Source organism: Ruegeria sp. AN6 (assembly GCF_056540425.1).
Genome location: NZ_JBQFWR010000009.1, coordinates 34052 through 59669, shown reverse-complemented (window position 1 = coordinate 59669; position 25618 = coordinate 34052). Strand labels below are relative to the sequence as shown.

Sequence of the window (25618 nt, the reverse complement as noted above, 5' to 3'; positions counted from 1 at the left end):
AGAAAAGATGCCAGTTAAGAATCGCTTTGCAGAATTGCAGGATGAAATCACCGAATGGCGACGTGATATTCATGAAAACCCTGAGATTCTGTTTGAAACTCACCGCACCAGCGCCCTGGTCGCGGAAAAGCTGAAAGAATTCGGCTGTGACGAGGTCGTCACTGGGATCGGGCGCACCGGCGTTGTTGGTGTGATCAAGGGCAAATCTGATTCCAACGGAAAGGTCATCGGTCTGCGGGCGGACATGGATGCGCTGCCGATTCATGAGGCGACGGGGCTGGATTATGCCTCAAAAACCGATGGGGCGATGCATGCCTGTGGTCATGATGGTCATACAGCAATGCTGCTTGGTGCAGCGAAATATCTGTCGGAGACGCGCAATTTCGACGGCACAGTCGTTGTGATTTTCCAACCTGCCGAAGAAGGTGGCGGCGGCGGTCGTGAGATGTGCGAAGACGGCATGATGGAGCGTTGGAATATCCAAGAGGTCTACGGCATGCACAACTGGCCGGGCCGCCCGGTCGGTAGTTTTGCTATCCGTCCAGGCTCGTTCTTTGCGGCGACCGATCAGTTCGACATTACCTTTGAGGGCCGTGGTGGCCATGCCGCGAAGCCACAGGAGACCATCGACACGACCGTCATGACCGCTCAGGCCGTGTTGGCGTTGCAGACGATTGCTTCGCGCAATGCAGACCCGATCGATCAGGTTGTAGTGTCGGTGACGTCGTTCGAGACGTCTTCGAAGGCATTCAACGTGATTCCGCAAACGGTGCAGATCAAAGGTACCGTGCGTACCATGAGCAAAGAGATGCGTGATTTGGCGGAAAAGCGGATCAATGAGATTTGCAATGGTGTCGCGGCAACGTTCGGTGGAACGGTAGATGTGACCTATATTCGCGGGTATCCGGTCATGGTGAACAGCGACGAACAGACGGATTTTGCTGCCGAGGTGGCGAAGTCGGTCTCGGGAAGCTGTGATGAGGCCCCTCTGGTTATGGGTGGTGAGGATTTCGCGTTTATGCTCGAAGAACGTCCGGGCGCTTATATTCTGGTGGGCAATGGCGACACGGCGATGGTTCACCACCCGGAGTACAATTTCAACGACGAAGCCATTCCTGCAGGATGCAGCTGGTGGGCAGAGATTGTTGAACAACGGATGCCTGCGGCTTGAAGATGAGAGGCGAGGGGCCAGCCCCTCGCGCTCCCCGGGATATTTTTAGCCAGAAGAAGCGGGATCGGTGCCCAAGGTCAGTGGAGTGAAAGGCGGTTGCACAGTGTGTCGATCACCTCATCCAACGCGGATTTTTGCGTGTTGACGCAGGATTGGGCTGCGGTTTGCGCCGCGGCAAGAACGTCCTTTTCCGACAGCCATAGGGCGACCGAATCTGAAAGGTCACTGGCAGAATTGACTAAGACCGCGCCGCCGGTTTCGATCAAGGGTGCAAATGTTTCGGCAAAATTGAAGAAGCCCGGACCTGTGATTACTGCGGCCCCGGCTTGCGCAGGTTCAAAAGGGTTGTGGCCTCCGATCTCCTTCAGCGAGCCACCTAGGAAAACGATCGGGCAAAGTGCGTACCAGGTTCCGGTTTCGCCTAATGTATCTGCGACATAAACCTGAGTGTCTGACCTGATCGGCTGATCCGTGCTGCGTTGAGCAGTCGACAGGCCGGCATCGCCTGCGAGTTTAATGACCTCATCCCTACGTTCAGGGTGGCGCGGGATCAGCAGCAGCAGAAGATCAGGCCAACGCTGCAACAACAACCTATGAGCCGCCAGAACGATTTCTTCCTCACCTGAATGCGTCGAACTGGCGATCCACATTGGGCGTCCGGCGATCTGTGACTTGATCGCGTCTAGTGTTTCCTGGTGGACGGGCAGCGGATCAGACATGGCTTTGAGGTTTGTGCCGGGTTGGACGCGATCAGCATCAGCGCCCATGGCAATCAGGTTGTCGGCTGTTTTGGTGTTTTGAGTTAGAAACAGCTTGAACTGATCCAGAATGAAGCGCGCGGTTTTGGGGCGATTTTTCCATCCGGTGGCTGATTTGTCTGACAGACGGGCATTGAGCAGTGCCAGTGGCGCGCCATTGTTGGTGGCTTCAACAATCAATCGTGGCCAGATTTCGCTTTCAACGAAGATGCCTGCACTGGGCTGCCAATGGTACAGAAACCGGCGCACCGGAGCCGCGCTGTCCAGCGGTGGGTATTGATGGCGGGTGCGCGCAGGAAGGCGTTTCCCGAGCAGTTCCGCGGAAGTCGGGGTACCTGAGGTGATCAGAAATTCGGCTTCCGGCAAGCGATTTCCCAATCGATTGATCAGGCTTAGAACCGAAAGGCTTTCACCTACACTGGCGGCGTGGAACCAGATCAGTTGCCCTTGCGGGCGAGGCAGACTGGCATGGCCCAGCCGTTCCTGCTGGCGAGTATTGGAGACGCCTGCAGCCTGCAGTTTTCCACGGACTTTACGCCAGACCAGCGGTTCGGCGGTCGTCATCAGGCCGCAGTACAATTTGTACAGCAGAGTAGGCTGTGGGCTTTCGGGCATTTCAGCCGCCTGTATGGCTCATATGACGGCTCATTTGGCCGTCGATAGACTGCCTTGAGTAATCGAAGTCATGACCCTTGGGCTTGAGGTTAATAGCAGCCCGGATCGCCTTTTCAAGCGGTTGCTCCGTATCGGGATGGTCGCGCAGAGGACCGCGCAGATCCGCCATGTCTTCTTGACCCAGGCACATATACAGCTCGCCCGTGCAGGTCAGGCGCACGCGATTGCAGCTTTCGCAGAAATTATGCGAAAGGGGTGTGATGAACCCTATTTTCTGACCCGTTTCCTCTAGTCTCACATAGCGCGCCGGACCGCCGGTGCGTTCAGCCAGATCGGTGACGGCATAGTGGTTTTCGTATTCCTTGCGGACGTCTTTGAGCGACCAATATTGATCTAGGCGGTCCTCGTTGCCGATATCGCCCATGGGCATGACCTCGATCCAGGTCAGGTCCATGTCGCGCTCGGCACACCAGTCAGTGATCTTGGGCAGTTCCGGTTCGTTGAAACCTTTAAGCGCAACAGCGTTGATCTTGACACGCAGCCCGGCCTTTTGCGCCGCGTCGATGCCGTTCAGTACCTGTTTGAGGCGGCCCCAGCGGGTGACCTTAGCGAATTTGTCCTCGTCCAGAGTATCCAGCGATACATTCACACGTCGCACACCCGCCGCATAAAGTTCTTCGGCGAAACGATGCAGCTGTGAACCATTGGTTGTCAGTGTCAGCTCTTTCAGGGCGCCGCTATCCAGATGCCGTGTCATGCTGTTGAAGAAAGACATGATGTTCCGGCGCACCAGAGGCTCTCCTCCGGTGATGCGCAGCTTTTCGACGCCCAGGTTCACGAACGTGGTGCACATGCGGTCCAGTTCTTCCAGCGTCAGAAGGTCCTTTTTGGGGAGGAACTTCATATCCTCGGACATGCAATAGACGCAGCGAAAATCACAGCGGTCCGTGACGGAGACGCGGAGATAGGTGATGGCGCGGGCAAATGGGTCGATTAGCGGAGCTGTCATGGCTCATAGGTAAAGCGGAGGCCCGGCCACGGCAAGGGCGAACTGCGTTTTGGGCTGGAACAGTCAAGCTTAGAAGAATAGGGTTTTCAGTATGAAATATGCTTTGGTTTTGGTTTGTGTTTTTGTCGCTGGCTGCGATGCCGTTCGGTCCGCCACGGACCGAGTGTTTAGTGGGTCATCCACCGCGCCTGTGACCGCGCCTGCCGCACCAGAGACCGTTGAGGAGGTGCCCGAAACTGTCGTCGCTACGGTCGGTTGGGCGGGTGCAAAAACGACGGTCGCAGGACTTGGCGATCCGAATACGCCGGGACGTTGGCTGCAGACGCCCCTGGTTAAGACCGAAATCAATGGTCGTATCGTTGTACCGCGTACAGGCGCGCAGGCCTATGTTGCGCTTATCCCCGCGCCGGGGCCTGAAGGCGGTGGTAGCCGTTTGTCACTAGAGGCAATGCGCGCATTGCTTGTACCGTTTGATGAGTTGGTAGAACTGGAAGTCTATTCCGACTGAGCGCGCAGGTATTTGCCCGCTTCTTTACGGGCAAAAGGTTTCATGTTTGCGCCGTGCGTTTCAAGAAATGCGACGACGCGCTGTGGATCGTGCTTTGACAATTCGCGCAGCCACCATGCGATGGCTTTCTGGATGAACCATTCCTGGTCAGGGACATAGCTGGCAGTCCAACCAAGAATACGGTCGCGGCACTCCAGCTCTTCCGGTTTGGGGTGGTTCTGTTTGGTCCAGGGCAAGGTGGCGACCAGTGCCGCACGCTTAGTCCACATATGATTTGATTTGGTCCACTGTTCGACTTGATTCAGCCGCGTCGGATCGGCTTTCAGGCGCTTTTGCATTGCCATGCTGGCATGGTCAGCCACTGCCCAGGCGTCGAATTCTGGCAACCAGCTTTGCAACAGATCCCATACCGCGTCATCGGGGTGGATTCGGGCTTGGGTCAACAGCTTTGCCGCAGCGACCCGTGCTTCATGGATGTTGGTCTGCCACAAACTGTCGGCGACGGCGACGCGGTCAGTGATTTCGAGTTCACGCCGCCACTCTTTGGTCAGATCGTTGAGCACCGGATTCGGAACACCCAGATACGGACGATCAACCTTGTGATAGGCCGCCACCTGTTCTGCGCGTTCAGGATCGGCATGTGCTTTGATCTGATCCAGATAGGCCTGCATGTGCCGTCACTCGACCGTGACGGATTTTGCCAGATTGCGCGGCTGATCCACATCTGTACCTTTAGCCACCGCCGTGTGGTAGGCTAGAAGTTGCGCGGGCACCGAATAGAGGATCGGGGCAAGGCTGGTGTGCACATGTGGCACACGGATCGTACCCCAAACCCCATCTTCAGCCTCTGCGATACCGTCATCATCCGAGACAAGGATAACCTTACCCTTACGCGCCATCACCTCCTGCATGTTCGAAACTGTCTTGTCGAAAACTGCGTCGCGCGGTGCCATGACAACAACCGGCATATGCTTGTCGATCAGGGCGATGGGGCCGTGTTTCAGCTCGCCCGAAGCGTAACCTTCGGCGTGGATGTAGCTAATTTCCTTGAGCTTCAGCGCACCTTCCATAGCCAGAGGGTACATGAGGCCACGGCCCAGGAACAGCACGTCGCGCGCCTCGGACAGACGTTGGGCAGATTGGCGAATAGCGTCGTTCTGATCCAGCACTGCATTCAGAACTGTCGGCAAGCCGCGAAGGGCGGCCGCGTGATCGGCGATCTCTTCATCGTTCAGCGTGCCTCGATCTGCAGCGGCTTTGAGGGCAAGCATCAGCAACACGCTAAGCTGACAGGTGAACGCCTTGGTCGAGGCAACACCGATCTCAACACCCGCATGGATTGGTAACGCCATATCGCTTTCGCGCGCAATCGAGCTTTCGGCGACATTGACGACCGAGACGATCTTGTCTGCCTTGCCTTCGCAATAGCGCAGGGCAGCAAGCGTGTCGGCGGTTTCGCCTGACTGGCTGACAAACAGCGCAAGCGTCCGGTCCGAGATCGGAGGCTCGCGATAGCGGAACTCGCTGGCGATATCGACTTCAACTGGCATCTTGGCCAGCTGTTCGAACCAGTATTTCGCCGTCAGGCAGGCATAGAATGCAGTACCGCAGGCCACCATGGTCAGACGGTCCAGCTTGGTGAAATCCAGATCGTCACCGGGCAACACCACCTGATCGCCTCCGGTCGGAAGATACGAGCGGATGGCTTCGGCCACCACAACAGGCTGCTCGGCAATTTCCTTGGCCATATAGTGCTTGTGGCCGCCTTTGTCGGCACGGGTCTGATCGATTTGAATTTGCCGGACTTCGCGGTTGGCAAGCTCACCGGTTTCGGTTCGAATCTCCAGCGAAGTGCGGGTCAGGACCGCCCGATCGCCTTCTTCAAGATAGGTGATGCGATCGGTCAAAGATGCCAACGCGATTGCGTCCGAGCCGACAAACATTTCGCCATCGCCATGACCTATCGCCAGAGGCGAGCCCTTGCGCGCCGCAACAATCAGATCTTCTTGCCCGTCGAACAGAAAGGCGAGCGCGAATGCGCCTTTGAGCCGATCGATGGTTTTGAACGCGGCGTCAACCGGCGATTGTCCTTCGGACATGTACCGTTCTGTCATCAAGGCAACGGTCTCGGTGTCAGTGTCCGTGACGAAGTCAACACCATGTTCAGCCAACTCAGCCCGCAGTTCGCGATAGTTTTCGACGATACCATTGTGCACAACAGCGACAGGTCCCGCCTTGTGTGGGTGCGCGTTGTTCACTGATGGCGCCCCATGGGTCGCCCAGCGGGTATGACCGATGCCGGATTTCCCGGCCAATGGTTCATGCACCAAAAGGTCGCTCAGGTTCACCAACTTGCCGACAGCCCGACGACGCCCAAGCGTGCCATCATTAACTGTAGCGATACCCGCACTGTCATAGCCACGATACTCAAGTCGCTTCAGTGCTTCGACCAGAATAGGGGCGGCTTCGTGGCTGCCCAGAACACCAACAATTCCACACATAATTCAGGCTCCTTTGTCGCGGCGAGCCTTCTTCGCCTTCAACATTTCAAACAATTTGCGCGCGTAGCCGGGCTTATTCTCTTGCTTGGGACGCGCCACGGCCAATGCGTCTGGCTCAACATCCTTGGTCACTACGGTCCCCGTGGCGGTCATCGCGCCGTCACCCAGAGTGACCGGGGCCACCAGCATCGTGTTCGATCCGATGAACACGTTTTCCCCGATGGTCGTTTTGTGCTTCATCACGCCGTCATAGTTGCAGGTGATGGTTCCAGCACCGATATTTGTAGCCGCCCCAACCGAAGCGTCGCCGATATAGCTGAGGTGATTCACCTTTGCGCCTTCTGCGATCTCGGCGTTCTTGATCTCAACAAAGTTGCCGATTTTCGCGTTTTCAGCCAGCTCTGCACCCGGGCGTAGGCGGGCATAGGGTCCGACCACGGAACCTCGGCTGACATGGCAGCCTTCGAGATGCGAAAACGCCCGGATCGTTGCGCCGCTTTCCACGGTTACACCGGGGCCAAAAACCACGTTTGGTTCAATGACAGTGTCGCGACCAATCACGGTATCTGCTGCCAGATACACCGTATCAGGTGCCATCAAAGTGATCCCCAGATCAAGTAGTTCGGAGCGCGCCTGTTCTTGGAACACTGCATCCGCTGCCGCCAGATCCGCGCGGGAGTTCACACCCAATGTCTGCGCTTCATCGCAGGCCACGGCAGTTACGTTCAGACCCTTGTCGCGGGCTATCTCAACGACGTCGGTCAAATAATATTCACCCGAGGCATTGTCGTTTCCAACCGCATCGATCAGTGAGAAAAGGGTTTCAGCGTCACACGCCAAAAGGCCTGAGTTACAGAAAGTTATGGCGCGTTGTTCGTCAGTAGCATCCTTGAATTCAACAATCCGCTCGAGCGAGTCACCATCCATGACCAAGCGACCATAACGGGCGGGATCTGCAGCTTCGAACCCAAGAATGACCAGATCGTTTTTTGTGCGCGCTTCAATCATTCGCTGCAGGGTGTCGGGCTGCAGAAACGGGGTATCGCCATAGAGGACGACCACGTCCCCCTGAAAACCATCCAGCGCGGCACGCGCCTGCGCAACCGCGTGGGCGGTGCCAAGCTGCTCTTCCTGCACCGCAATGCTGGCGTTTTCATCTTCGGCTTCAGCCACGCGTGCAACGGCTTCCGTGCCGTGGCCGGTAACAATCACGGTGCGCTCGGGAGACAGGACAGCACCGGCACGCATGGCATGAACCAGCATCGGCACCTGGGCAATCGGATGCAGGACTTTGGGAACATCAGAGTTCATCCTTGTGCCTTTTCCGGCGGCAAGAATGACAAGGGCATTGCTCATGAAATCATTTTCTCTTTTGTTTTGTTGTGGCCCGTTTTATCCGCTGTGGTCAAAGGCGCAAGCGGTTCGGGCATCAAAGAAGATTGCCGTTTGCAACACGACATGGCGGAATCCCGCCGGTTCAGGAGATAAACATGCGTACGGTAATCTTTGATCTGGATGGAACTTTGGCGGATACATCCGGTGATTTGCTGGCCGCTGCAAACCACTGTTTTCGCGAGATGGGTCATGGGGATGTACTGATGCCCGAGCTTGATGCGGCTGTTTCGGTACGCGGTGCACGCTTGATGTTGTCCCATGGATTGAAGCGGGTCGGCGCCTATGACGCGGACGTCGTCGAAGCCTATTATCCGATCTTTCTGGACGTCTATGGGCAAGCGATCGATACGCATACCTATTTCTATCCCGGTGCGCTTGAAGCCGTCGAAGCACTGAAAGGTGCAGGTTATGGCGTGGGTATCTGCACCAACAAGCCCGAAGGCCTTGCTGATCTGCTGCTGTCCCGGATGGGCGCGCGCGATCGTTTCGCTTCGCTGGTAGGGGCCGATACGTTGCCAGTGCGCAAGCCTGATCCTGAGCCTTTGCGTGAAGCAGCGCGCCGCGCCGGGGGGCATCCCGATCATTGCGTGCTGATCGGCGACTCGGATACCGACCGGAACACGGCGCGGGCTGCAGGCGTGCCTTCGGTTCTGGTGACTTTCGGCCCGTCAGGCGATGAAATGGCCGCGCTGGAGCCCGAGGCGTTGCTGCATCATTTTGATGATTTACCGAAACTGGTCTCCGATTTGATCGGAGCGGCCGCGTGATCCCTTGACCCGCTTGAGACTCCGCACCAAAACAGACCTATGACCGAGACATTCACGGGTAATTTCACCCAGCAAGAGCCCATCCCCGAAGACGCCATCGAGGCTGCCGTGGCCGTCCTGCGCCATGGTCGGTTGCATCGTTACAACGTTGCACCTGGCGAGTTGAGCGAAACTGCGCTGTTGGAACAGGAATTCGCCGCCCAGATGGGGGCGAAATACTGTCTGGCGGTCTCATCGGGGGGCTACGCTCTGGCCACAGCGTTGCGGGCAGTTGGCGTAAAGCCGGGTGATCCGGTTCTGACCAACGCATTCACTCTGGCCCCGGTGCCGGGGGCGATTGCGTCGGTAAGCGCAAAGCCGGTCTTTGTTGGTGTGACCGAAGCACTGACTATCGATCTGGATGATCTTGAGGCCAAGCTGGATCAGGCGAAGGTACTGATGCTCAGCCACATGCGAGGTCATTTGTGCGATATGGATCGCCTGATGCAGATGTGTGATGCGGCGGGTGTGATCGTGATCGAAGATTGCGCGCATACTATGGGTGCCGCGTGGCGCGGGCAGCTGTCTGGGCGGCCGGGGGCCATCGGATGTTACTCGTGCCAGACATATAAACATGTCAATTCGGGCGAGGGCGGCTTGCTGATCACGGATGATCCGGAACTGGCGGCCAAGGCTACGATGTTGTCCGGGTCCTATATGCTGTATGAACGCCATCTGGCAGCACCCGGGCCGGAGGTGTTCGAGCAGATCAAATACACCACCCCCAATGTCTCGGGCCGGATGGACAATCTGCGCGCGGCGATCTTACGCCCTCAGTTACGCGATCTGGACCGGCAGGTTCAGCGCTGGAATGAACGATATGATGAAATCGAGCATGGTCTGCGGGGAACACCCGGTTTGAAAATCGTAGAACGGCCCGATGCTGAGACCTATGTCGGTTCGTCGATCCAATTCCTGTTGCTGGACTGGACGCCCGAGCGTATTGCCGAGGTCATCCAGCGCTGTGCCGCGCGCGGGGTTGAACTGAAGTGGTTCGGAGGGGCCGAGCCGTCGGGCTTTACCTCACGCTATGACAGTTGGCGCTATGCTGACAGTACCCCTATGCCGGTCAGTGATCGGATATTGGCCGGGATCATGGATATGCGCGTTCCGCTGACCTTCTCGCTAGAGGATTGTAGCCAAATCGCGCGCATAATCCGGGCTGAGGTCAGCGCGGTCTATCAGTCGTAATCCAACGGAGTGCGCTTTCAGCGCACGCTCGATTTATTTGAATACGCCGTCCCTTGCCGGGCGGCGTTTTGCGTTGGCCTGCGCGTCGTCGTTGACCGAAGGGGGAATCGCTGCTATTTGATTATTGAACACTTGTTCATTAATGCAATCGGAGGAGCCCTGCATGTTTATGGCCACAATGCAATTCGATCTGGGCGAGGACGTGAACGCCCTACGTGAGATGGTCCACCGTTGGGCGCAGGAACGGGTCAAGCCGATGGCGGCCGAGATTGATGCCTCGAACGCCTTTCCGAATGAGCTGTGGAAAGAGATGGGCGACCTTGGCCTGCTGGGCGTCACAGTGCCAGAAGATTATGGTGGGGCGGGAATGTCGTATCTGGCGCATACCATTGCAGTGGAAGAGGTGGCGCGCGCCTCGGCCTCAGTCTCGTTGTCATATGGGGCACATTCGAATCTGTGCGTGAACCAGATCAAGCTGAATGGGACGGATGAGCAGAAACAGAAGTACCTGCCGCGCCTGATTTCGGGCGATCATGTGGGCGCGCTTGCAATGTCCGAACCCTCGGCCGGATCGGATGTGGTCTCGATGAAGTTGCGCGCGGAAAAGCGGAATGATCACTACCGCCTGAATGGCAACAAATATTGGATCACCAATGGGCCGGACGCCGATACTCTGGTCGTTTATGCCAAGACAGACCCCGAGGCCGGATCGAAAGGGATCACAGCCTTCCTGATCGAGAAAGAGATGAAAGGATTCTCGACCTCGCCTCATTTCGACAAGCTGGGAATGCGTGGGTCGAATACGGCTGAGTTGATCTTTGAAGACGTCGAGGTGCCGTTTGAGAATGTTCTGGGCGAAGAGGGCAGGGGCGTTGCCGTCCTGATGTCCGGTCTGGATTACGAACGTGTTGTGCTGGCTGGGATCGGGACAGGTATCATGGCGGCCTGTCTGGACGAGGTCATGCCCTATCTGGCCGAGCGCAAACAGTTCGGCAAGCCGATCGGCAGCTTCCAACTGATGCAGGGTAAGATCGCAGATATGTACACCGCGATGAATTCGGCGCGGGCTTATGTCTACGAAGTCGCTAAGGCCTGTGATCGGGGAGATGTGACCCGACAGGATGCGGCAGCGTGCTGCCTATATGCCTCGGAACAGGCGATGGTGCAGGCGCATCAAGCGGTGCAAGCGCTGGGCGGGGCCGGGTTCCTTTCCGATGCGCCGGTCAGTCGGATCTTCCGCGATGCAAAGCTGATGGAGATCGGCGCGGGCACCAGCGAAATCCGTCGGATGCTGATCGGCCGTGAGATGATGAACGAAATGCTGTGAGGGAAGGCCCCGCAGTTTTAGGAACTCCGGGGCTTTGTTGATTGGATCAGAACGTATGGACGTAGGACACGCCAATAAGGAAGGGATCGATTTCGGCTTTGCCGATGTCGTTGCCGTCCAAAGTGACGTCCGAGTCGATGTCGAACCAACGCACGTTCAGACGCACAGCGCCTTTGTCGGTGACCATGTAGTCCAGACCGGCCTGCAGCGAGACGCCGAAGGAATTGTCCAGATCCAAATCGCCCAGGGGCGAGTCCTCTTCGAAGAAGATGGTGTAGTTCAGACCCGCGCCGACATAGGGTTTCCATGCGCTATTGGTCGGGAAATGATAGTTCAGCGAAAGGGTGGGCGGCAGGTGTTTGACGCTTCCGGCATCAACGCTGCCACCAAGAGTGACGTCATGTTTGTAGGGGGTCGAGGCCAGCAGTTCGATCCCGAGGTTGTCCTGAACGAAGTACTCGACGGTGAAGATGGGGCGCGTGTCCGAGTCAACGTCGGCGTCAAACCCAGCGAGCGAGCCGTTGTCGGATTTGGGATCCAGATAACCGACACCTACACCAACAGTCCAATCTCCCTGAGATTGGGCGAACACCGGAGCAGCCAGCGCGACAAGCGCGGTGGAAAGGGTCAAAGCGGCGAGTTTCTTTGTCATATTCATGCCTTTGGTTGCGTTAATATGGACCTTGTGGATGGGCCGAGGCCGCCAAACTCTGATCTGCATCAATTTCGCATCGAAATTGCGCCGATGAAGCATGGGTCAACTGCCAGTAAAATAAGGGAGAATCTGAGTGTCTCCTGCTAGGGTCATACCGGGTCTGCGCGGTGATCAATGCTGGGCCATACCGGATCGATTGAATATGGCGCGACAGTGCCTTTCTCAGCCTTCAGAACAGGTTGCGATACTGGACCTGACGGCCTCTGATCCGCGTGAAGTTACGTTCGGCGATTTGGGTGAAATGGTAGATGGTATTGCGCGTGCTCTGATCAACGACGTCCGACCCGGTGATCGGGTGGGTGTGTTGCTGAGCCAGTCGCCCTGGTGTGCGGCGGCACATTTGGCGATCTGGAAAATCGGCGCGATTTCGGTACCACTGTTCAAGTTGTTCAAACACGATGCGCTATCATCGCGTGTCGGTGACGCGGGCTTAAAATTTGTTCTGACAGATCCCGAAGGGGCCGCGCTTGTTGATGATCTGGCCAAACCAGTTCTTGCCGATCAGATCGGGCAAGAGGGACCACCTGTCCCGTTTGCCGACACCAGACCCGAGGACCCAGCGGTATTGATCTACACCTCAGGCACCACCGGTAGCCCAAAGGGGGCACTGCACGGGCACCGGGTGCTGACAGGTCACCTGCCGGGCGTATCGATCAGCCACAATCATCTGCGTCAGGGGGATTGTCTGTGGACACCGGCAGACTGGGCTTGGATCGGCGGTCTGTTCGATGTGCTGATGCCCGGTCTAGCGCTGGGTGTACCGGTCGTTGCGGCGAGGTTGGATAAGTTCACTCCCGAGGCCTGCACTGATCTCGTCATGCGTGGCGGGGTACGGAATGTGTTCTTCCCGCCGACCGCCCTTCGTATGTTGAAAGCTGCGGACCAGACGATCCCCGGTTTGCGCTCGGTCGCGTCCGGAGGGGAGCCTCTGGGGGCCGAGATGTTGGCTTGGGGTAAAAAGGCGTTTGGCCTGACGATCAACGAATTTTACGGCCAGACCGAATGCAATATGGTCGTGTCCTCCTGTGCCAAGGATTTCCCAGTGCACCCCGGCTGTATCGGAAAGCCGGTGCCCGGGCATGAAGTTGCGGTGATTGATGGCGACGGCCGGCCAACCAATGAAGAGGGCGACGTCGCTATCCGGCGCGGCTCGGCCTCGATGATGCTGGAATACTGGAACCGGCCCGATGCGACCGCTGAGAAGTTCCGTGGTGATTGGCTGATCACCGGAGACCGCGGCGTGTGGGAGGGAGACTATCTTCGCTTTGTCGGCCGCGATGATGACGTGATCACGTCGGCCGGATACCGCATCGGACCCGCTGAGATCGAGGATTGCCTGCTTACCCACCCGGCGGTGGCAACGGTGGGCGTGGTCGGTAAGCCTGATCCGCTGCGGACCGAGATCGTGAAGGCCTATGTGGTATTGAAACCGGGCGCTGAGGCTGTGGAGCAGGAGTTGCAGGATTGGGTCAAGGACCGTCTGGCTCAGTACTCCTATCCGCGCGAGGTGGCGTTTCTGGACGAGTTGCCGATGACGGTGACGGGGAAGGTGATCCGCAAGGAGTTGAAGGCGCGGGCTGCAGGGGAGGCAATTACATGATGCGAATTGCAGTTGCTGCGATGCTGGTTCCATCGCTTGTTTCCGCTCAGGGCACTTGGGTAGACCAGTCGTACATTCAACAGTGTTTTTCCCAGTCGCAGCAGGGCGATAGCTTGTCCTTATGTCTCGGCGCAGCTGCCAATACCTGCCAAACGATACCGGGAAATGAAACAACCATTGGCATTACCGAATGTATTCAAGCCGAAACCCAAGTTTGGGATTCATTTCTGAACGAACAGTATAAATTGCGTAGAGCGGAACTGGCTGAACAAAGCCCCGAACTTTCGGACCAGTTGCGAGATGCTCAACGCGCATGGATCGGGTTTCGGGATGCTGAATGTGCTCTGGCCTACGTCTTATGGTCTGATGGAACGATACGCTCGATTGTAGCCGCAAATTGCTTGCTGACCGAAACCGCTGAACGCGCTGTGGAATTGCGCGACTTGGGGAAGATGGAATGAAACTAAAATCCAAAGCCATACCAACCTCCGAGGGGTTCAAGGCGAACCGAGCCGCACATTTGGATGCGCTGGCACATATCTCTGAGGCCGCCGAAGCCGCCCGCATGGGTGGCGGTGAGAAATCCCGCGCGCGGCATGAATCACGGGGCAAGATGCTGCCCAGACGTCGGGTAGCGAACCTGCTTGATCCGGGCTCTCCGTTTCTGGAAATCGGGGCGACGGCGGCGCATGGAATGTATGGTGATGCAGCGCCCTGTGCCGGGGTGATCGCCGGGATTGGCAGGGTGCAGGGACGCGAGGTCATGGTGGTGTGCAACGATGCCACCGTGAAGGGCGGCACATATTATCCAATGACCGTCAAGAAACATCTTCGGGCGCAGGAGATCGCCGAGGAAAACCATCTGCCCTGCATCTATCTGGTCGATAGCGGCGGTGCGAACCTGCCCAATCAGGATGAGGTCTTTCCCGACCGCGATCACTTTGGCCGCATTTTCTATAACCAGGCGCGGATGAGCGCGAAGGGCATCCCTCAAATCGCGGTTGTCATGGGGTCGTGCACGGCGGGCGGGGCGTATGTGCCTGCGATGTCCGATGTGACGATCATCGTGAAAGAGCAGGGGACAATCTTTCTGGCCGGGCCGCCTCTGGTCAAGGCGGCGACAGGAGAGGTCGTCAGCGCCGAGGATCTGGGCGGTGGTGATGTACACACGCGCCTGTCGGGTGTGGCGGATTATCTGGCCGAGGATGATGCGCATGCACTGGCCTTGGCCCGTCGCGCGGTGGGGTCGTTAGGCGGTGCCGGGCTGAAGCCCCGCCTACAGTTTGAAGCATCCGAGGAGCCAGATTACGACCCAGAAGAGGTACTTGGCGTTGTCCCTGCTGATCTGAGAACCCCCTATGACATTCGGGAGGTGATTGCGCGTCTGGTCGATGGCTCCCGGTTTGATGAGTTCAAGCCGCGTTTTGGTGAGACGCTGGTGACCGGTTTCGCCCTTGTTAAAGGCTGCCCGGTTGGGATCATCGCCAACAATGGCGTGCTGTTTTCCGAGGCCGCGCAGAAGGGCGCGCATTTTGTCGAGCTGTGTTCTCAGCGCAAAACACCGCTGGTATTCCTGCAGAACATCACCGGCTTCATGGTTGGCCGCAAATACGAAAACGAAGGCATCGCGCGCCACGGGGCCAAGATGGTTACGGCGGTGGCGACGACGAGCGTTCCCAAGATCACCATGCTGGTCGGCGGTTCTTTCGGAGCTGGAAACTACGGCATGGCAGGACGCGCCTATCAGCCTCGGTTCCTGTGGACCTGGCCGAACTCGCGGATTTCGGTGATGGGGGGCGAGCAGGCTGCGGGCGTTCTTGCCACAGTCAAGCGTGACGGGATTGAACGGCAGGGTGGCACGTGGTCCGCCGAAGAAGAGGCCGAATTCAAGCGCCCGACGCTGGAGATGTTCGAGGAGCAATCGCACCCGCTTTATGCCTCAGCCCGGCTGTGGGATGACGGCATCATCGACCCGCGCAAAAGCCGCGACGTGTTGGCCTTGTCGCTGAGTGCTGCACTGAACGCCCCGATTGAGGAGACACGTTTCGGCGTGTTCAGGATGTAAGATGAGCGTTTCATTGAATGACGTCATGGCCCGCTATCCGGGTGCTCAGACTTTCAAGTTTGGTGACAACGCATCGCTGAGTGCTGAGCTGCTGGCGTTGGTGCGATCAGGCCGAAAAACGGCAACCTGTGGTGCGTTGCGTGACTACCCTGATGGCCGTGCTGATACCCCCATTGTTGGGCGGCAGGATATTGCGCTGGAATGGGATGATCGCCCGGCCTTGGTGATCGAAACGGTCGAGGTCTCGATCTACCGATATTGCGATGTAACCGAAGACTTCGCGTTGGCCGAGGGCGAGAATGAAACGCTTGAGGGCTGGCGCGAGGATCATCGCCGGTATTTCGAACGAAATGGCGGATTTGATTCCGAGATGGAATTGCTGTGCGAACGGTTCCGCCTTGTCGAAGATCTGGCGGCAGAGGGGTAAGCTATGTTCAACAAAATCCTGATTGCCAACCGAGGCGAGATTGCTTGCCGTGTGATGGAAACGGCTCAGAAGATGGGCGTATCCTGCGTGGCAGTTTATTCGGATGCCGATGCCTCGGCCAATCATGTCCAGATGGCAGATGAGGCGGTGCATATCGGTGGAGCGGCCCCGGGTGACAGTTATCTGAAAGGTGACTTGATCATTCAGGCGGCGCTGGATACTGGCGCGCAAGCGATCCATCCGGGCTATGGCTTTCTGTCCGAGAATCCAGACTTCGTGGATGCGGTTGATTCAGCAGGCCTGACCTTCATCGGCCCATCGGCGGACGCAATCCGAAAGATGGGCCTTAAGGACGCGGCCAAGGTGTTGATGGAGAATGCAGGCGTTCCGGTTGTGCCCGGTTATCATGGCGACAATCAAGACCCCGAACACCTGGCAGGCGCGGCGGATACCATTGGTTATCCTGTTCTGATCAAGGCCGTTGCAGGTGGCGGCGGCAAGGGGATGCGGTTGGTTGAGAAACCCGAGGAATTCTCGGCTGCTTTGGACAGCGCGCGCGGTGAGGCCAAGACGGCCTTTGGTAATGATGCGGTACTGGTCGAGAAATTCGTCGCCAAACCACGTCATATCGAGGTGCAGGTTTTTGGGGATGGCACCCAAGCGGTGCATCTGTTTGAACGCGATTGTTCGTTGCAACGGCGGCACCAGAAAGTGATCGAAGAAGCTCCGGCCCCAGGCATGACCGCTGAAATGCGCGAAGCGATGGGGCAGGCGGGGGTACGTGCGGCAGAGGCGATTGGATACAAGGGAGCAGGAACGGTTGAATTCATCGTCGATGCCTCGGACGGGCTGCGGCCTGATCGGTTCTGGTTCATGGAGATGAACACGCGCCTGCAAGTCGAACATCCGGTGACCGAGGCAATTACGGGTGTCGATCTGGTCGAATGGCAGTTACGGGTAGCTGCGTGCGAAAGCCTGCCGAAACAGCAGGGTGATTTGTCGATCAGCGGGCATTCCTTTGAGGCGCGGCTTTATGCCGAAGATGTGCCCAAGGGCTTTCTGCCCGCGACGGGTACGCTGACGCATCTGCAGTTTCCGCAAGAGTGTCGTGCCGATAGTGGCGTCCGGGCCGGAGATACGATCAGCCCTTGGTACGATCCCATGATCGCCAAGGTGGTGGTGCATGGCCCGACGCGTGCGGTTGCTTTGGAAAGCCTGCACCGCGTCCTGCGCCAGACCGAGGTCGCCGGGACTGTCACAAACCTCGCCTTCCTTGGTGCTCTGACGCGGCACAGCGGGTTTGCGTCGGGCGACGTGGATACCGGGCTGATCGGACGGGATCTTGACGATCTGGTGCAGGAAGCTGGTGCAAGCAACGCATCAGCCGTGGCTGCAGCGATGACGGCGTTGGGTCTGGCCGAGACGGTCTCGGAAACGGGCTTTACGCTATGGGCGCCGTTACATCGCGCTGTGCAATTGCTGCGGGAAGGAGAGGTTGTTGATCTGGATGTCCAGGTCGAAGGCCCGGATCGTCAGATTTGGGAGATCGGATGCACGCAGCTAATCGCGCAACGCCGTGGCGCTGGCTGGACCATCAATGGGACACCCATGCCCAATGTTGTCATGGCTGGGTCCCAGGTCACTGTATTCGACGACTATGGGCAGGCGTTTGAGGTTGTTGACCCTCTGGACCGCGACGCAAGCGCGGCGGGTGACACCAATGTGATCGAGGCGCCGATGCCAGGTCTGGTCAAAGCCGTCTTTGCCTCAGCGGGGCAGGCGGTGAAAGAAGGCGATCGGCTGGCCATTCTGGAAGCGATGAAGATGGAGCATTCACTGTTGGCCGCCCGCGATGGCGTGGTCGCAGAAGTGCTGGCCGAAGCGGGAGCACAGGTCGAGGCCGGGGCAGCGCTGGTTCGGTTGGCCGAGGATTGATCTGTTCGGCCTGTGGATTGCGTGGCACAGTCGGGCCATCCGTAATTGAAACGATAAGAAACCGGGAAGGGATGCGCTGATGAAAGAACGGGTCGAGATTTTCGAGGTCGGTCCGCGGGATGGCCTGCAGAACGAACAGCGCGAGATCCCGGTGGCCGAGAAAGTCGCCTTGGTCGATTGCCTCAGCCGTGGCGGGTTCAACCGGATTGAGGTTGCAAGCTTTGTATCACCGAGATGGGTGCCGCAAATGGCAGGCAGCGGTGAGGTTCTGGCCGGGATCAAGCGGGCAGAAGGCGTTCGTTATGCGGCTCTGACGCCGAACATGCGTGGGTATGAGGACGCGTTGGCGGCCAAGGCGGATGAGATTGCAGTGTTTGCCTCGGCCTCCGAAGGATTTTCGAAGGCAAATATTAACGCGACCATCGCCGAATCCATCGAACGGTTCGTGCCGATCCTTGAGGCCGCGCGGCATATCGATTTGCCCGTGCGTGGTTATGTGTCCTGCGTGACTGATTGCCCCTATGACGGCCCGACCCCGCCCGAAAAGGTGGCCGAGGTGGCGGACGCATTGTTCGCGCATGGCTGCTACGAGATTTCGCTGGGCGATACGATTGGGCAAGGGACCCCGGACAAGATCGCGCATATGCTGTTGGCAGTGCGCGAACGGGTCCCGGTCACGCGGCTTGCTGGGCATTTCCATGACACCAACGGGCGGGCGATCGACAATATCGATGCTTCTTTGGCGCTGGGTGTACGGGTGTTTGATGCCGCCGTCGGCGGGCTTGGGGGTTGCCCCTATGCGCCAGGTGCAGCGGGTAATGTGGCAACCGAAGCGGTGGCCGCGCATCTGGAACGGTTGGGATATGAAACCGGGTTGGACGCGTCTGTGCTGGAAGAAGCTGCAGACATGGCGCGGGCTATGCGAGCGGAATAGAAATGTACGAAACGATAACTTTAAAGACAGATGGTCGCGGCGTAGCCACGTTAACGCTGGATCGACCAGAGAAGCACAATGCGCTGTCGGCGCAGATGATTGCTGAACTGACACAAGCCGCCGGGCAACTGGCCAGTGATGAAGCTGTCCGGGTGGTGATTCTGGCCGCGTCAGGCAAAAGCTTTTGCGCCGGGGGTGATCTGGGTTGGATGCAGGCGCAGATGGCCGCCGATCCCGATACGCGCTTCACCGAGGCGCGCAAGCTGGCCGAGATGCTGAATGCCCTGAATACGCTGCCCAAGCCTCTGATTGGCGCATTGCAGGGCAATGCGTTTGGTGGTGGAGTGGGAATGGCCTCGGTCTGTGATGTGGCGATCGGGGTGGATAGCCTGAAGATGGGCCTGACCGAAACGCGACTTGGCCTGATCCCGGCCACGATTGGCCCCTATGTTATTGCTCGTATGGGTGGGGCAAGGTCGCGGAGGGTCTTCATGTCCGCACGCCTCTTTGATGCAGCGGAGGCTGTCGAGTTGGGCTTGTTGGCGCGCGCGGTGCCCGCTGATGCCTTGGCAGAGGCGGTCGAGGCCGAAGTGCGTCCCTATCTGTCCTGCGCGCCAGGCGCTGTTTCTTCGGCAAAGCAATTGATCCAATCGTTGGGACCACGCATTGACGATGCTGTGATCGACCACACCATTCGACAGTTGGTAACGCGTTGGGAAACCGACGAGGCGCAAGAGGGAATCAGGGCCTTCTTCGATAAACGAAAACCTGCATGGAATAGGTAGGTTTAGCCGCGTCGGGCCGTTGCAAGGTATTCTAAGCCATAGCCTGCTGGGCGATTGTAATAATGCCCATCTGCGCGTTTCTGTTCGGTTGACCCTCTGACCCCACAGGGATAGAGAATGTCCAGTCAACTCGCCAATTGACGGCGCACCCTTTTGGGACATGCGCAGGAAAGGAGCTATACGTGGAAGACCTGTTGCGGGAGTACCTCCCGATCCTGGTGTTTCTGGCCGTCGCTGTAGGCCTTGGAATCGTCTTGATTCTCGCTGCTGTAGTGCTTGCCGTCCGCAATCCAGACCCTGAAAAAGTCAGTGCATATGAATGTGGCTTTAACGCATTCGACGATGCGCGGATGAAATTCGACGTCCGATTCTATCTGGTCGCGATTCTCTTCATCATCTTCGATCTGGAAATCGCCTTCCTGTTTCCCTGGGCCGTTGGCTTCAAAGACATCAGCGATGTTGGGTTTTGGTCCATGATGGCGTTCCTGGCGGTGCTGACCATCGGCTTTGCCTATGAATGGAAGAAAGGGGCCCTGGAATGGGAGTGATGACGGGCGCAAACACCGCGGGCGTCGACAAAGAAGTCGCCACCCAGGCCCTGAATGCCGAGTTGCAGGACAAAGGTTTCCTGCTGACCTCGACCGAAGACATCATCAACTGGGCCCGTACCGGTAGCTTGCACTGGATGACCTTTGGTCTGGCCTGCTGCGCGGTTGAGATGATGCACACGTCGATGCCGCGCTACGATGCGGAACGGTTTGGTATTGCGCCCCGCGCGTCCCCGCGTCAGTCGGATGTGATGATCGTGGCCGGAACCCTGACCAACAAGATGGCCCCTGCGCTGCGCAAGGTCTACGACCAGATGCCGGAACCGCGCTATGTGATCTCAATGGGCTCCTGTGCGAATGGCGGTGGTTATTACCACTATTCCTATTCTGTCGTGCGCGGTTGTGACCGGGTTGTTCCGGTGGACATCTACGTGCCCGGCTGCCCTCCGACCGCAGAGGCGCTACTTTATGGGTTGATGCAACTGCAACGCAAAATCCGCCGCACCGGCACGATTGTTCGCTGAGGGAGAGGGCAGATGAGCGAAGCACTCAAAGAACTCGGCGCGCAGTTGGAGCTAAAACGAACCGATTGCGTTTTGTCCTGGGACGTGACGCATGGTGAGCTGAACGTCGATGTGGCGCCGTCGAATCTTGTGGAATTCATCGAATTCCTGAAGTCCGACCGCAGTTGCCAGTTCTCAACGCTGGTGGACATTACCGGTGTCGACTACCCCGAACGCGCCAAGCGGTTTGATGTGGTTTATCACTTTCTGTCGATGTACCAGAACCAGCGCATCCGCCTGCGGGTGTCGATCCGTGAAGAAGATATGGTGCCTTCAATTGTCGACGTTCACCCCTCGGCCAACTGGTTCGAGCGTGAGGTGTTCGACATGTTCGGCATCTTGTTCTCGGGTCATCCCGATTTGCGGCGCATCCTGACCGACTACGGGTTCCGCGGTTATCCGCTGCGCAAGGATTTTCCGACCACCGGTTACACCGAAGTTCGCTACGACGAGGCGCAAAAGCGCGTGGTCTATGAACCTGTGTCGCTGGTGCAGGAATACCGTCAGTTTGATTTCATGTCCCCGTGGGAAGGTGCGAACTACATTCTTCCGGGGGATGAAAAACAGGAGACTGAATAATGGGTGGCATCTGGTGGCTGATCCTGTCTGCACTGACCATCATTCCGATGGTGAAGATATTGCCGTTTTTCGGGATCAACAAATACTGGTGCCTGCTCTGTCTGGTTCCCTTTGGCACGATCGCGTTGCTCTGGTGGGTCGGGCTTAAACTGCAAGAGCTGGAGCGTCGCTGATGGGTCTGGGGGAGCTGATCGCGTTGGGGGCGCTGGGGGTTCTGCTGGCCGGGGCTGCTGCTAAGGCGGCTGAGGCGGAAAAGGTCCGGGTTCGGGCCGATGCGAAGAAGAAACGAGGGCGTTGATGGACGGCTCAAGATACGATGACGGCAGCACGGACGCGCTGAGCGGGGAACAGAAGATCCGCAACTTCAACATCAACTTCGGCCCGCAACACCCTGCGGCGCACGGAGTTCTGCGTCTAGTGCTTGAGCTAGACGGCGAGATCGTCGAGCGTTGTGATCCGCATATCGGCCTGCTGCACCGTGGCACCGAAAAGCTGATGGAAAGCCGGACGTATCTGCAGAACCTGCCGTATTTCGACCGGCTGGATTACGTGGCGCCGATGAACCAGGAGCATGCGTGGTGTCTGGCCATCGAAAAGCTGACCGGGGTTGAAGTGCCGCGTCGCGGTTCTCTGATCCGGGTCCTCTATTCCGAGATTGGTCGTATTCTTAACCACCTGTTGAACGTGACCACTCAGGCCATGGACGTCGGCGCGCTGACCCCACCGCTTTGGGGCTTTGAAGAACGTGAAAAGCTGATGGTGTTCTATGAGCGTGCCTGCGGTGCCCGTCTGCACGCTGCCTATTTCCGCCCCGGTGGGGTGCACCAAGACCTGCCGCCCGAGCTGCTGGACGATATCGAAGCTTGGAGCCACGAGTTCCCTGCCGTTCTGGACGACATTGACGGGCTGCTGACCGAAAACCGCATCTTCAAACAGCGTAATGCCGACATCGGTGTGGTGACCGAGGATGACATTCAAAAATACGGCTTCTCGGGCGTGATGGTCCGTGGCTCGGGTCTTGCATGGGACCTGCGTCGCGCGCAGCCCTATGAATGCTATGACGAGTTCGAGTTTCAGATCCCCGTCGGCAAGAACGGTGACTGCTATGACCGCTATCTGGTGCGCATGGAAGAGATGCGCCAGTCGCTGCTGATCATCCGTCAGGCCATCGCCAAAATCCGCGATTGCCCAGGCGACGTTCTGGCACGCGGCAAGATTACTCCGCCGAAACGGTCTGACATGAAGACTTCGATGGAAAGCCTGATCCATCACTTCAAGCTTTATACCGAAGGCTTCCACGTCCCCGCTGGCGAGGTCTATGCCGCCGTTGAAGCCCCCAAGGGCGAGTTCGGCGTCTATCTGGTCGCCGACGGCACCAACAAACCCTATCGCGCTAAATTGCGCGCGCCGGGGTTCTTGCATCTACAAGCCATGGACCACGTTGCCGGAGGCCACCAACTGGCCGACGTCGCCGCGATTATCGGCACCATGGATGTCGTATTTGGAGAGATTGACCGCTAATGCTCCGCCGTCTTCACGCCGAACAACCCGATAGCTTTGCCTTCACCGCTGATAACCAGCAATGGGCCGAAGCGCAAATAACCAAATACCCCGAGGGCCGTCAGGCCAGCGCGGTCATCCCGCTGCTGTGGCGCGCGCAGGAACAAGAGGGCTGGCTAAACCGTCCGGCGATTGAATCCGTCGCCGACATGCTGGGTATGGCCTATATCCGCGTGCTTGAGGTTGCTTCGTTCTACTTCATGTTCCAACTGCAGCCGGTTGGCTCGGTCGCTCATATTCAGGTGTGTGGCACGACCTCCTGCATGATCTGCGGTGCGGAAGACCTGATTGCGGTATGCAAGGAAAAGATCGCTGCAAAGCCGCATGAACTGTCCGATGACGGCAAGCTGAGCTGGGAAGAGGTTGAATGCCTCGGGTCCTGCACCAACGCGCCGATGGCTCAGATCGGCAAGGATTATTACGAAGACCTGACCACTGAGAGTTTTGGCAAGATAATTGATGATCTGGTGTCGGGTAAAGTGCCAACTCCGGGTCCGCAGAATGGTCGGTATGCGGCGGAACCTCTGAAAGCGCTGACCAGCCTGACGGAGTATGACAGTGGCCGGACGCAATACAACGCCAGTGTTCAGCTTGCGCGCGAACTGGGCGATACCGTCAAGCGTATCGATGGAACCGAGGTTCCAATCCTAACCCCGTGGCTGGACAAGGATGGCAAAGCTGCTGCAACCAAAGCTGCTCCGAAACCGCCAAAAGCACCAGCGCCGGCGAAACCCGCAGTGAAACAGGCCGCTGAGGCGAAAGCAGCGAAAGAGGAACAGCCCGAAACGCTGTCTGGTGCGCGGGATGGCAAGCCTGATGATCTGAAAATGCTGAAGGGCGTAGGTCCAAAGCTGGAAGAAACCCTGAACGAGCTGGGCTTTTTCCACTTCGATCAGATTGCCGCATGGACATCAGAGCATGTGGCCTGGGTCGATGCGCGCCTGAAGTTCAAAGGCCGGATCGAACGTGACGGATGGATCGAACAGGCTGCAAAACTGGCGGCTGGTGAGGAAACTGAGTTCGCTAAACGTGCCAAGGAAGATGGCACTTACGAGGACTAAGCAGGTGCCCATGCGGGGCACCAGGACGAGATGGATAAGGACAGGGAACACGCCATAGCCCGCAAGGGTCGTCACATAGGCATCGTCATCGCCGTGACGATGGTGCTTTGGCTTGGCATGACCTTGTTCATAGGCCCCGCAATGGGTTTGCCGGGGCGCTATGCGCTGCTGTTTGATTTCGCTGCTCTTGCGGGATTCATCTATGCAGGTGTGAACATATTTCAACTCTGGCGCATGCGTCAGGACAGCTGAAGGTAAGACATGATGCTGAAGGATCAGGACCGGATCTTTACCAACATCTACGGGATGCATGAGCGCACGCTGAAAGGCGCGCAAGCCCGCGGGCATTGGGACGGCACAGCTGGCCTGATCAAAAATGGCCGTGACTGGATCATCCAGGCGATGAAGGATTCGGGGCTGCGCGGTCGCGGCGGGGCGGGCTTCCCTACCGGCTTGAAATGGTCGTTCATGCCCAAAGAAAGCGACGGACGTCCGGCCTATCTGGTTGTGAACGCAGATGAATCCGAGCCGGGCACCTGCAAAGACCGCGAGATTATGCGTCATGATCCGCACACGCTGATCGAGGGGTGCCTGATCGCCTCTTTCGCGATGAACGCGCATACCTGCTATATCTACCTGCGCGGCGAATACATCCGCGAGCGTGAGGCTCTGCAGGCCGCGATTGACGAAGCCTATGACGCGGGTCTGCTTGGCAAGAATGCCGCTGGTTCCGGCTGGGATTTCGACTTGTTCCTGCATCACGGGGCGGGCGCGTATATCTGCGGCGAGGAAACAGCTCTGATTGAAAGCCTCGAGGGCAAGAAGGGCATGCCGCGGATGAAGCCTCCGTTCCCGGCTGGCGCGGGCCTTTATGGCTGCCCGACCACGGTGAACAATGTGGAATCGATTGCCGTTGTGCCGACCATCCTGCGGCGTGGCGCCGACTGGTTCGCAGGCTTTGGCCGTCAGAACAACGCGGGCACAAAGCTGTTTGCGATCTCGGGCCATGTGAACAACCCCTGTGTCGTCGAAGAAGCGATGTCGATCTCCTTTGAAGACCTGATCGAGACCCATTGCGGCGGTATTCGTGGCGGTTGGGACAATCTGCTGGCGGTGATCCCTGGCGGGTCTTCGGTGCCGTGCGTACGTGGCGAGAACATGCGCGATGCGATCATGGATTTCGATTATCTGCGCGGAGAATTGGGTTCGGGTCTGGGTACAGCCGCTGTGATTGTGATGGACAAGTCCACGGATATCATCAAGGCGATCTGGCGGTTGTCGAAATTCTACAAGCACGAGAGCTGTGGTCAGTGCACGCCTTGCCGTGAAGGCACTGGCTGGATGATGCGTGTGATGGATCGTCTTGTACGTGGCGAAGCCGAGCTGGAAGAGATCGATATGCTGTTCGACGTCACCAAACAGGTCGAGGGCCACACAATCTGCGCCCTTGGCGATGCCGCCGCTTGGCCAATCCAAGGCCTTATCCGTAATTTCCGGGAAGAGATCGAAGACCGCATTAAGGCTCAGAAATCGGGCCGTATGGGTGCGATGGCAGCGGAGTAAAC

At 57.9% G+C, this 25618-nt stretch carries 27 protein-coding genes; 21 read left to right on the top strand and 6 right to left on the bottom strand.

Translation table 11 applies throughout. The annotated features are described in order from the left end of the window. Positions 1–7 precede the first annotated feature (7 nt). On the top strand, positions 8–1171 hold the full coding sequence (locus ACR0MQ_RS14735; protein WP_170775658.1) for a M20 aminoacylase family protein: 1164 nt from the start codon (positions 8–10) through the stop codon (positions 1169–1171). Positions 1172–1248: 77 nt separating this feature from the next. Here the strand turns inward: ACR0MQ_RS14735 and ACR0MQ_RS14730 are convergent, their stop codons facing one another. Together ACR0MQ_RS14730 and moaA are read right to left on the bottom strand one after the other, a co-directional pair. Next, entirely contained in the window at positions 1249–2544 is a 1296-nt protein-coding gene (locus ACR0MQ_RS14730; RefSeq protein ID WP_480609018.1) for a 3-deoxy-D-manno-octulosonic acid transferase, read from the bottom strand. A 1-nt stretch (position 2545) separates the two neighbouring features. Continuing rightward, positions 2546–3553 (bottom strand): GTP 3',8-cyclase MoaA, encoded by a 1008-nt coding sequence (gene moaA, locus ACR0MQ_RS14725; protein ID WP_010442795.1) that lies wholly within the window; start codon positions 3551–3553, stop codon positions 2546–2548. A gap of 91 nt (positions 3554–3644) precedes the next feature. On the opposite strand from moaA, the gene ACR0MQ_RS14720 reads away from it, so the two are divergent. Continuing rightward, positions 3645–4061, top strand: a complete 417-nt coding sequence (locus ACR0MQ_RS14720; protein WP_170775662.1) for a hypothetical protein — start codon at positions 3645–3647, stop codon at positions 4059–4061. On the opposite strand, the gene ACR0MQ_RS14715 is transcribed toward ACR0MQ_RS14720, so the two are convergent. The 3 genes from ACR0MQ_RS14715 to glmU are packed head-to-tail and all read right to left on the bottom strand — an operon-like array spanning position 4049 to position 7918. Next, on the bottom strand, positions 4049–4732 hold the full coding sequence (locus ACR0MQ_RS14715; protein WP_170775664.1) for a DNA alkylation repair protein: 684 nt from the start codon (positions 4730–4732) through the stop codon (positions 4049–4051). The genes ACR0MQ_RS14720 and ACR0MQ_RS14715 overlap by 13 nt on opposite strands. 6 nt (positions 4733–4738) lie before the next feature. Then, positions 4739–6562, bottom strand: a complete 1824-nt coding sequence (glmS, locus tag ACR0MQ_RS14710; RefSeq protein ID WP_480609014.1) for a glutamine--fructose-6-phosphate transaminase (isomerizing) — start codon at positions 6560–6562, stop codon at positions 4739–4741. A gap of 3 nt (positions 6563–6565) precedes the next feature. Further along, complete coding sequence (gene glmU / locus ACR0MQ_RS14705) at positions 6566–7918, bottom strand: bifunctional UDP-N-acetylglucosamine diphosphorylase/glucosamine-1-phosphate N-acetyltransferase GlmU (RefSeq protein ID WP_480609011.1); 1353 nt, start codon at positions 7916–7918, stop codon at positions 6566–6568. 134 nt (positions 7919–8052) lie between these two features. Between glmU and ACR0MQ_RS14700 the strand changes: the two genes are divergently transcribed. The 3 genes from ACR0MQ_RS14700 (at position 8053) to ACR0MQ_RS14690 (ending at position 11281) form a co-directional block, all read left to right on the top strand. Continuing rightward, positions 8053–8724 carry an HAD-IA family hydrolase gene (locus tag ACR0MQ_RS14700; protein WP_170775670.1) on the top strand — a complete coding sequence of 224 codons (672 nt, stop codon included), beginning with the start codon at positions 8053–8055 and terminating at the stop codon, positions 8722–8724. A gap of 39 nt (positions 8725–8763) precedes the next feature. Further along, complete coding sequence (locus ACR0MQ_RS14695) at positions 8764–9954, top strand: DegT/DnrJ/EryC1/StrS family aminotransferase (RefSeq protein ID WP_480609008.1); 1191 nt, start codon at positions 8764–8766, stop codon at positions 9952–9954. A gap of 163 nt (positions 9955–10117) precedes the next feature. Next, complete coding sequence (locus ACR0MQ_RS14690; RefSeq protein ID WP_480609005.1) at positions 10118–11281, top strand: isovaleryl-CoA dehydrogenase; 1164 nt, start codon at positions 10118–10120, stop codon at positions 11279–11281. A gap of 46 nt (positions 11282–11327) precedes the next feature. Here the strand turns inward: ACR0MQ_RS14690 and ACR0MQ_RS14685 are convergent, their stop codons facing one another. Then, a complete protein-coding gene (locus tag ACR0MQ_RS14685) occupies positions 11328–11933 on the bottom strand; it encodes an OmpW/AlkL family protein (protein WP_480609002.1) in 606 nt (201 codons plus the stop codon). A 136-nt stretch (positions 11934–12069) separates the two neighbouring features. On the opposite strand from ACR0MQ_RS14685, the gene ACR0MQ_RS14680 reads away from it, so the two are divergent. The 16 genes from ACR0MQ_RS14680 to nuoF all read left to right on the top strand — a co-directional run bounded on the left by ACR0MQ_RS14680 (position 12070) and on the right by nuoF (position 25616). Beyond that, positions 12070–13596: an AMP-binding protein gene (locus ACR0MQ_RS14680; RefSeq protein ID WP_480608999.1), complete on the top strand. Its 1527-nt coding sequence runs from the start codon at positions 12070–12072 to the stop codon at positions 13594–13596. Continuing rightward, positions 13593–14057: a lysozyme inhibitor LprI family protein gene (locus tag ACR0MQ_RS14675; RefSeq protein ID WP_170775678.1), complete on the top strand. Its 465-nt coding sequence runs from the start codon at positions 13593–13595 to the stop codon at positions 14055–14057. The genes ACR0MQ_RS14680 and ACR0MQ_RS14675 overlap by 4 nt, the downstream gene beginning before the upstream one ends. Next, a complete protein-coding gene (locus ACR0MQ_RS14670) occupies positions 14054–15661 on the top strand; it encodes a carboxyl transferase domain-containing protein (RefSeq protein WP_170775680.1) in 1608 nt (535 codons plus the stop codon). Before ACR0MQ_RS14675 ends, ACR0MQ_RS14670 begins: the two co-directional genes overlap by 4 nt. A gap of 1 nt (position 15662) precedes the next feature. After that, positions 15663–16088, top strand: a complete 426-nt coding sequence (locus tag ACR0MQ_RS14665) for an ASCH domain-containing protein (RefSeq protein ID WP_170775683.1) — start codon at positions 15663–15665, stop codon at positions 16086–16088. 3 nt (positions 16089–16091) lie between these two features. Next, the gene (locus ACR0MQ_RS14660) at positions 16092–18023 is read left to right on the top strand and encodes an acetyl/propionyl/methylcrotonyl-CoA carboxylase subunit alpha (RefSeq protein ID WP_480608996.1); all 1932 of its coding nucleotides are present in this window, start codon (positions 16092–16094) and stop codon (positions 18021–18023) included. A 79-nt stretch (positions 18024–18102) separates the two neighbouring features. Continuing rightward, positions 18103–18957 carry a hydroxymethylglutaryl-CoA lyase gene (locus tag ACR0MQ_RS14655; protein WP_480608993.1) on the top strand — a complete coding sequence of 285 codons (855 nt, stop codon included), beginning with the start codon at positions 18103–18105 and terminating at the stop codon, positions 18955–18957. A 2-nt stretch (positions 18958–18959) separates the two neighbouring features. After that, positions 18960–19742, top strand: a complete 783-nt coding sequence (locus ACR0MQ_RS14650) for a crotonase/enoyl-CoA hydratase family protein (protein WP_480608991.1) — start codon at positions 18960–18962, stop codon at positions 19740–19742. Positions 19743–19924: 182 nt separating this feature from the next. Then, complete coding sequence (locus ACR0MQ_RS14645; protein WP_480608989.1) at positions 19925–20290, top strand: NADH-quinone oxidoreductase subunit A; 366 nt, start codon at positions 19925–19927, stop codon at positions 20288–20290. Beyond that, on the top strand, positions 20281–20814 hold the full coding sequence (locus tag ACR0MQ_RS14640) for a NuoB/complex I 20 kDa subunit family protein (RefSeq protein ID WP_010442777.1): 534 nt from the start codon (positions 20281–20283) through the stop codon (positions 20812–20814). Before ACR0MQ_RS14645 ends, ACR0MQ_RS14640 begins: the two co-directional genes overlap by 10 nt. A 12-nt stretch (positions 20815–20826) precedes the next feature. After that, positions 20827–21432: an NADH-quinone oxidoreductase subunit C gene (locus ACR0MQ_RS14635; protein ID WP_170476545.1), complete on the top strand. Its 606-nt coding sequence runs from the start codon at positions 20827–20829 to the stop codon at positions 21430–21432. Beyond that, the gene (locus ACR0MQ_RS14630; RefSeq protein ID WP_010442775.1) at positions 21432–21605 is read left to right on the top strand and encodes a hypothetical protein; all 174 of its coding nucleotides are present in this window, start codon (positions 21432–21434) and stop codon (positions 21603–21605) included. Before ACR0MQ_RS14635 ends, ACR0MQ_RS14630 begins: the two co-directional genes overlap by 1 nt. After that, positions 21605–21730, top strand: coding sequence for a hypothetical protein (locus ACR0MQ_RS14625; protein WP_256368965.1), 126 nt, complete (start codon positions 21605–21607; stop codon positions 21728–21730). The genes ACR0MQ_RS14630 and ACR0MQ_RS14625 overlap by 1 nt, the downstream gene beginning before the upstream one ends. Next, complete coding sequence (locus ACR0MQ_RS14620; protein WP_010442773.1) at positions 21730–22953, top strand: NADH-quinone oxidoreductase subunit D; 1224 nt, start codon at positions 21730–21732, stop codon at positions 22951–22953. The genes ACR0MQ_RS14625 and ACR0MQ_RS14620 overlap by 1 nt, the downstream gene beginning before the upstream one ends. Further along, positions 22953–24053 (top strand): NADH-quinone oxidoreductase subunit NuoE, encoded by a 1101-nt coding sequence (gene nuoE, locus ACR0MQ_RS14615; RefSeq protein WP_480608986.1) that lies wholly within the window; start codon positions 22953–22955, stop codon positions 24051–24053. The genes ACR0MQ_RS14620 and nuoE overlap by 1 nt, the downstream gene beginning before the upstream one ends. A gap of 30 nt (positions 24054–24083) precedes the next feature. Beyond that, a complete protein-coding gene (locus tag ACR0MQ_RS14610) occupies positions 24084–24305 on the top strand; it encodes a DUF5337 domain-containing protein (RefSeq protein ID WP_010442771.1) in 222 nt (73 codons plus the stop codon). A gap of 12 nt (positions 24306–24317) precedes the next feature. After that, complete coding sequence (gene nuoF, locus ACR0MQ_RS14605; RefSeq protein ID WP_480609185.1) at positions 24318–25616, top strand: NADH-quinone oxidoreductase subunit NuoF; 1299 nt, start codon at positions 24318–24320, stop codon at positions 25614–25616. The last annotated feature ends 2 nt before the right edge of the window (positions 25617–25618 follow it).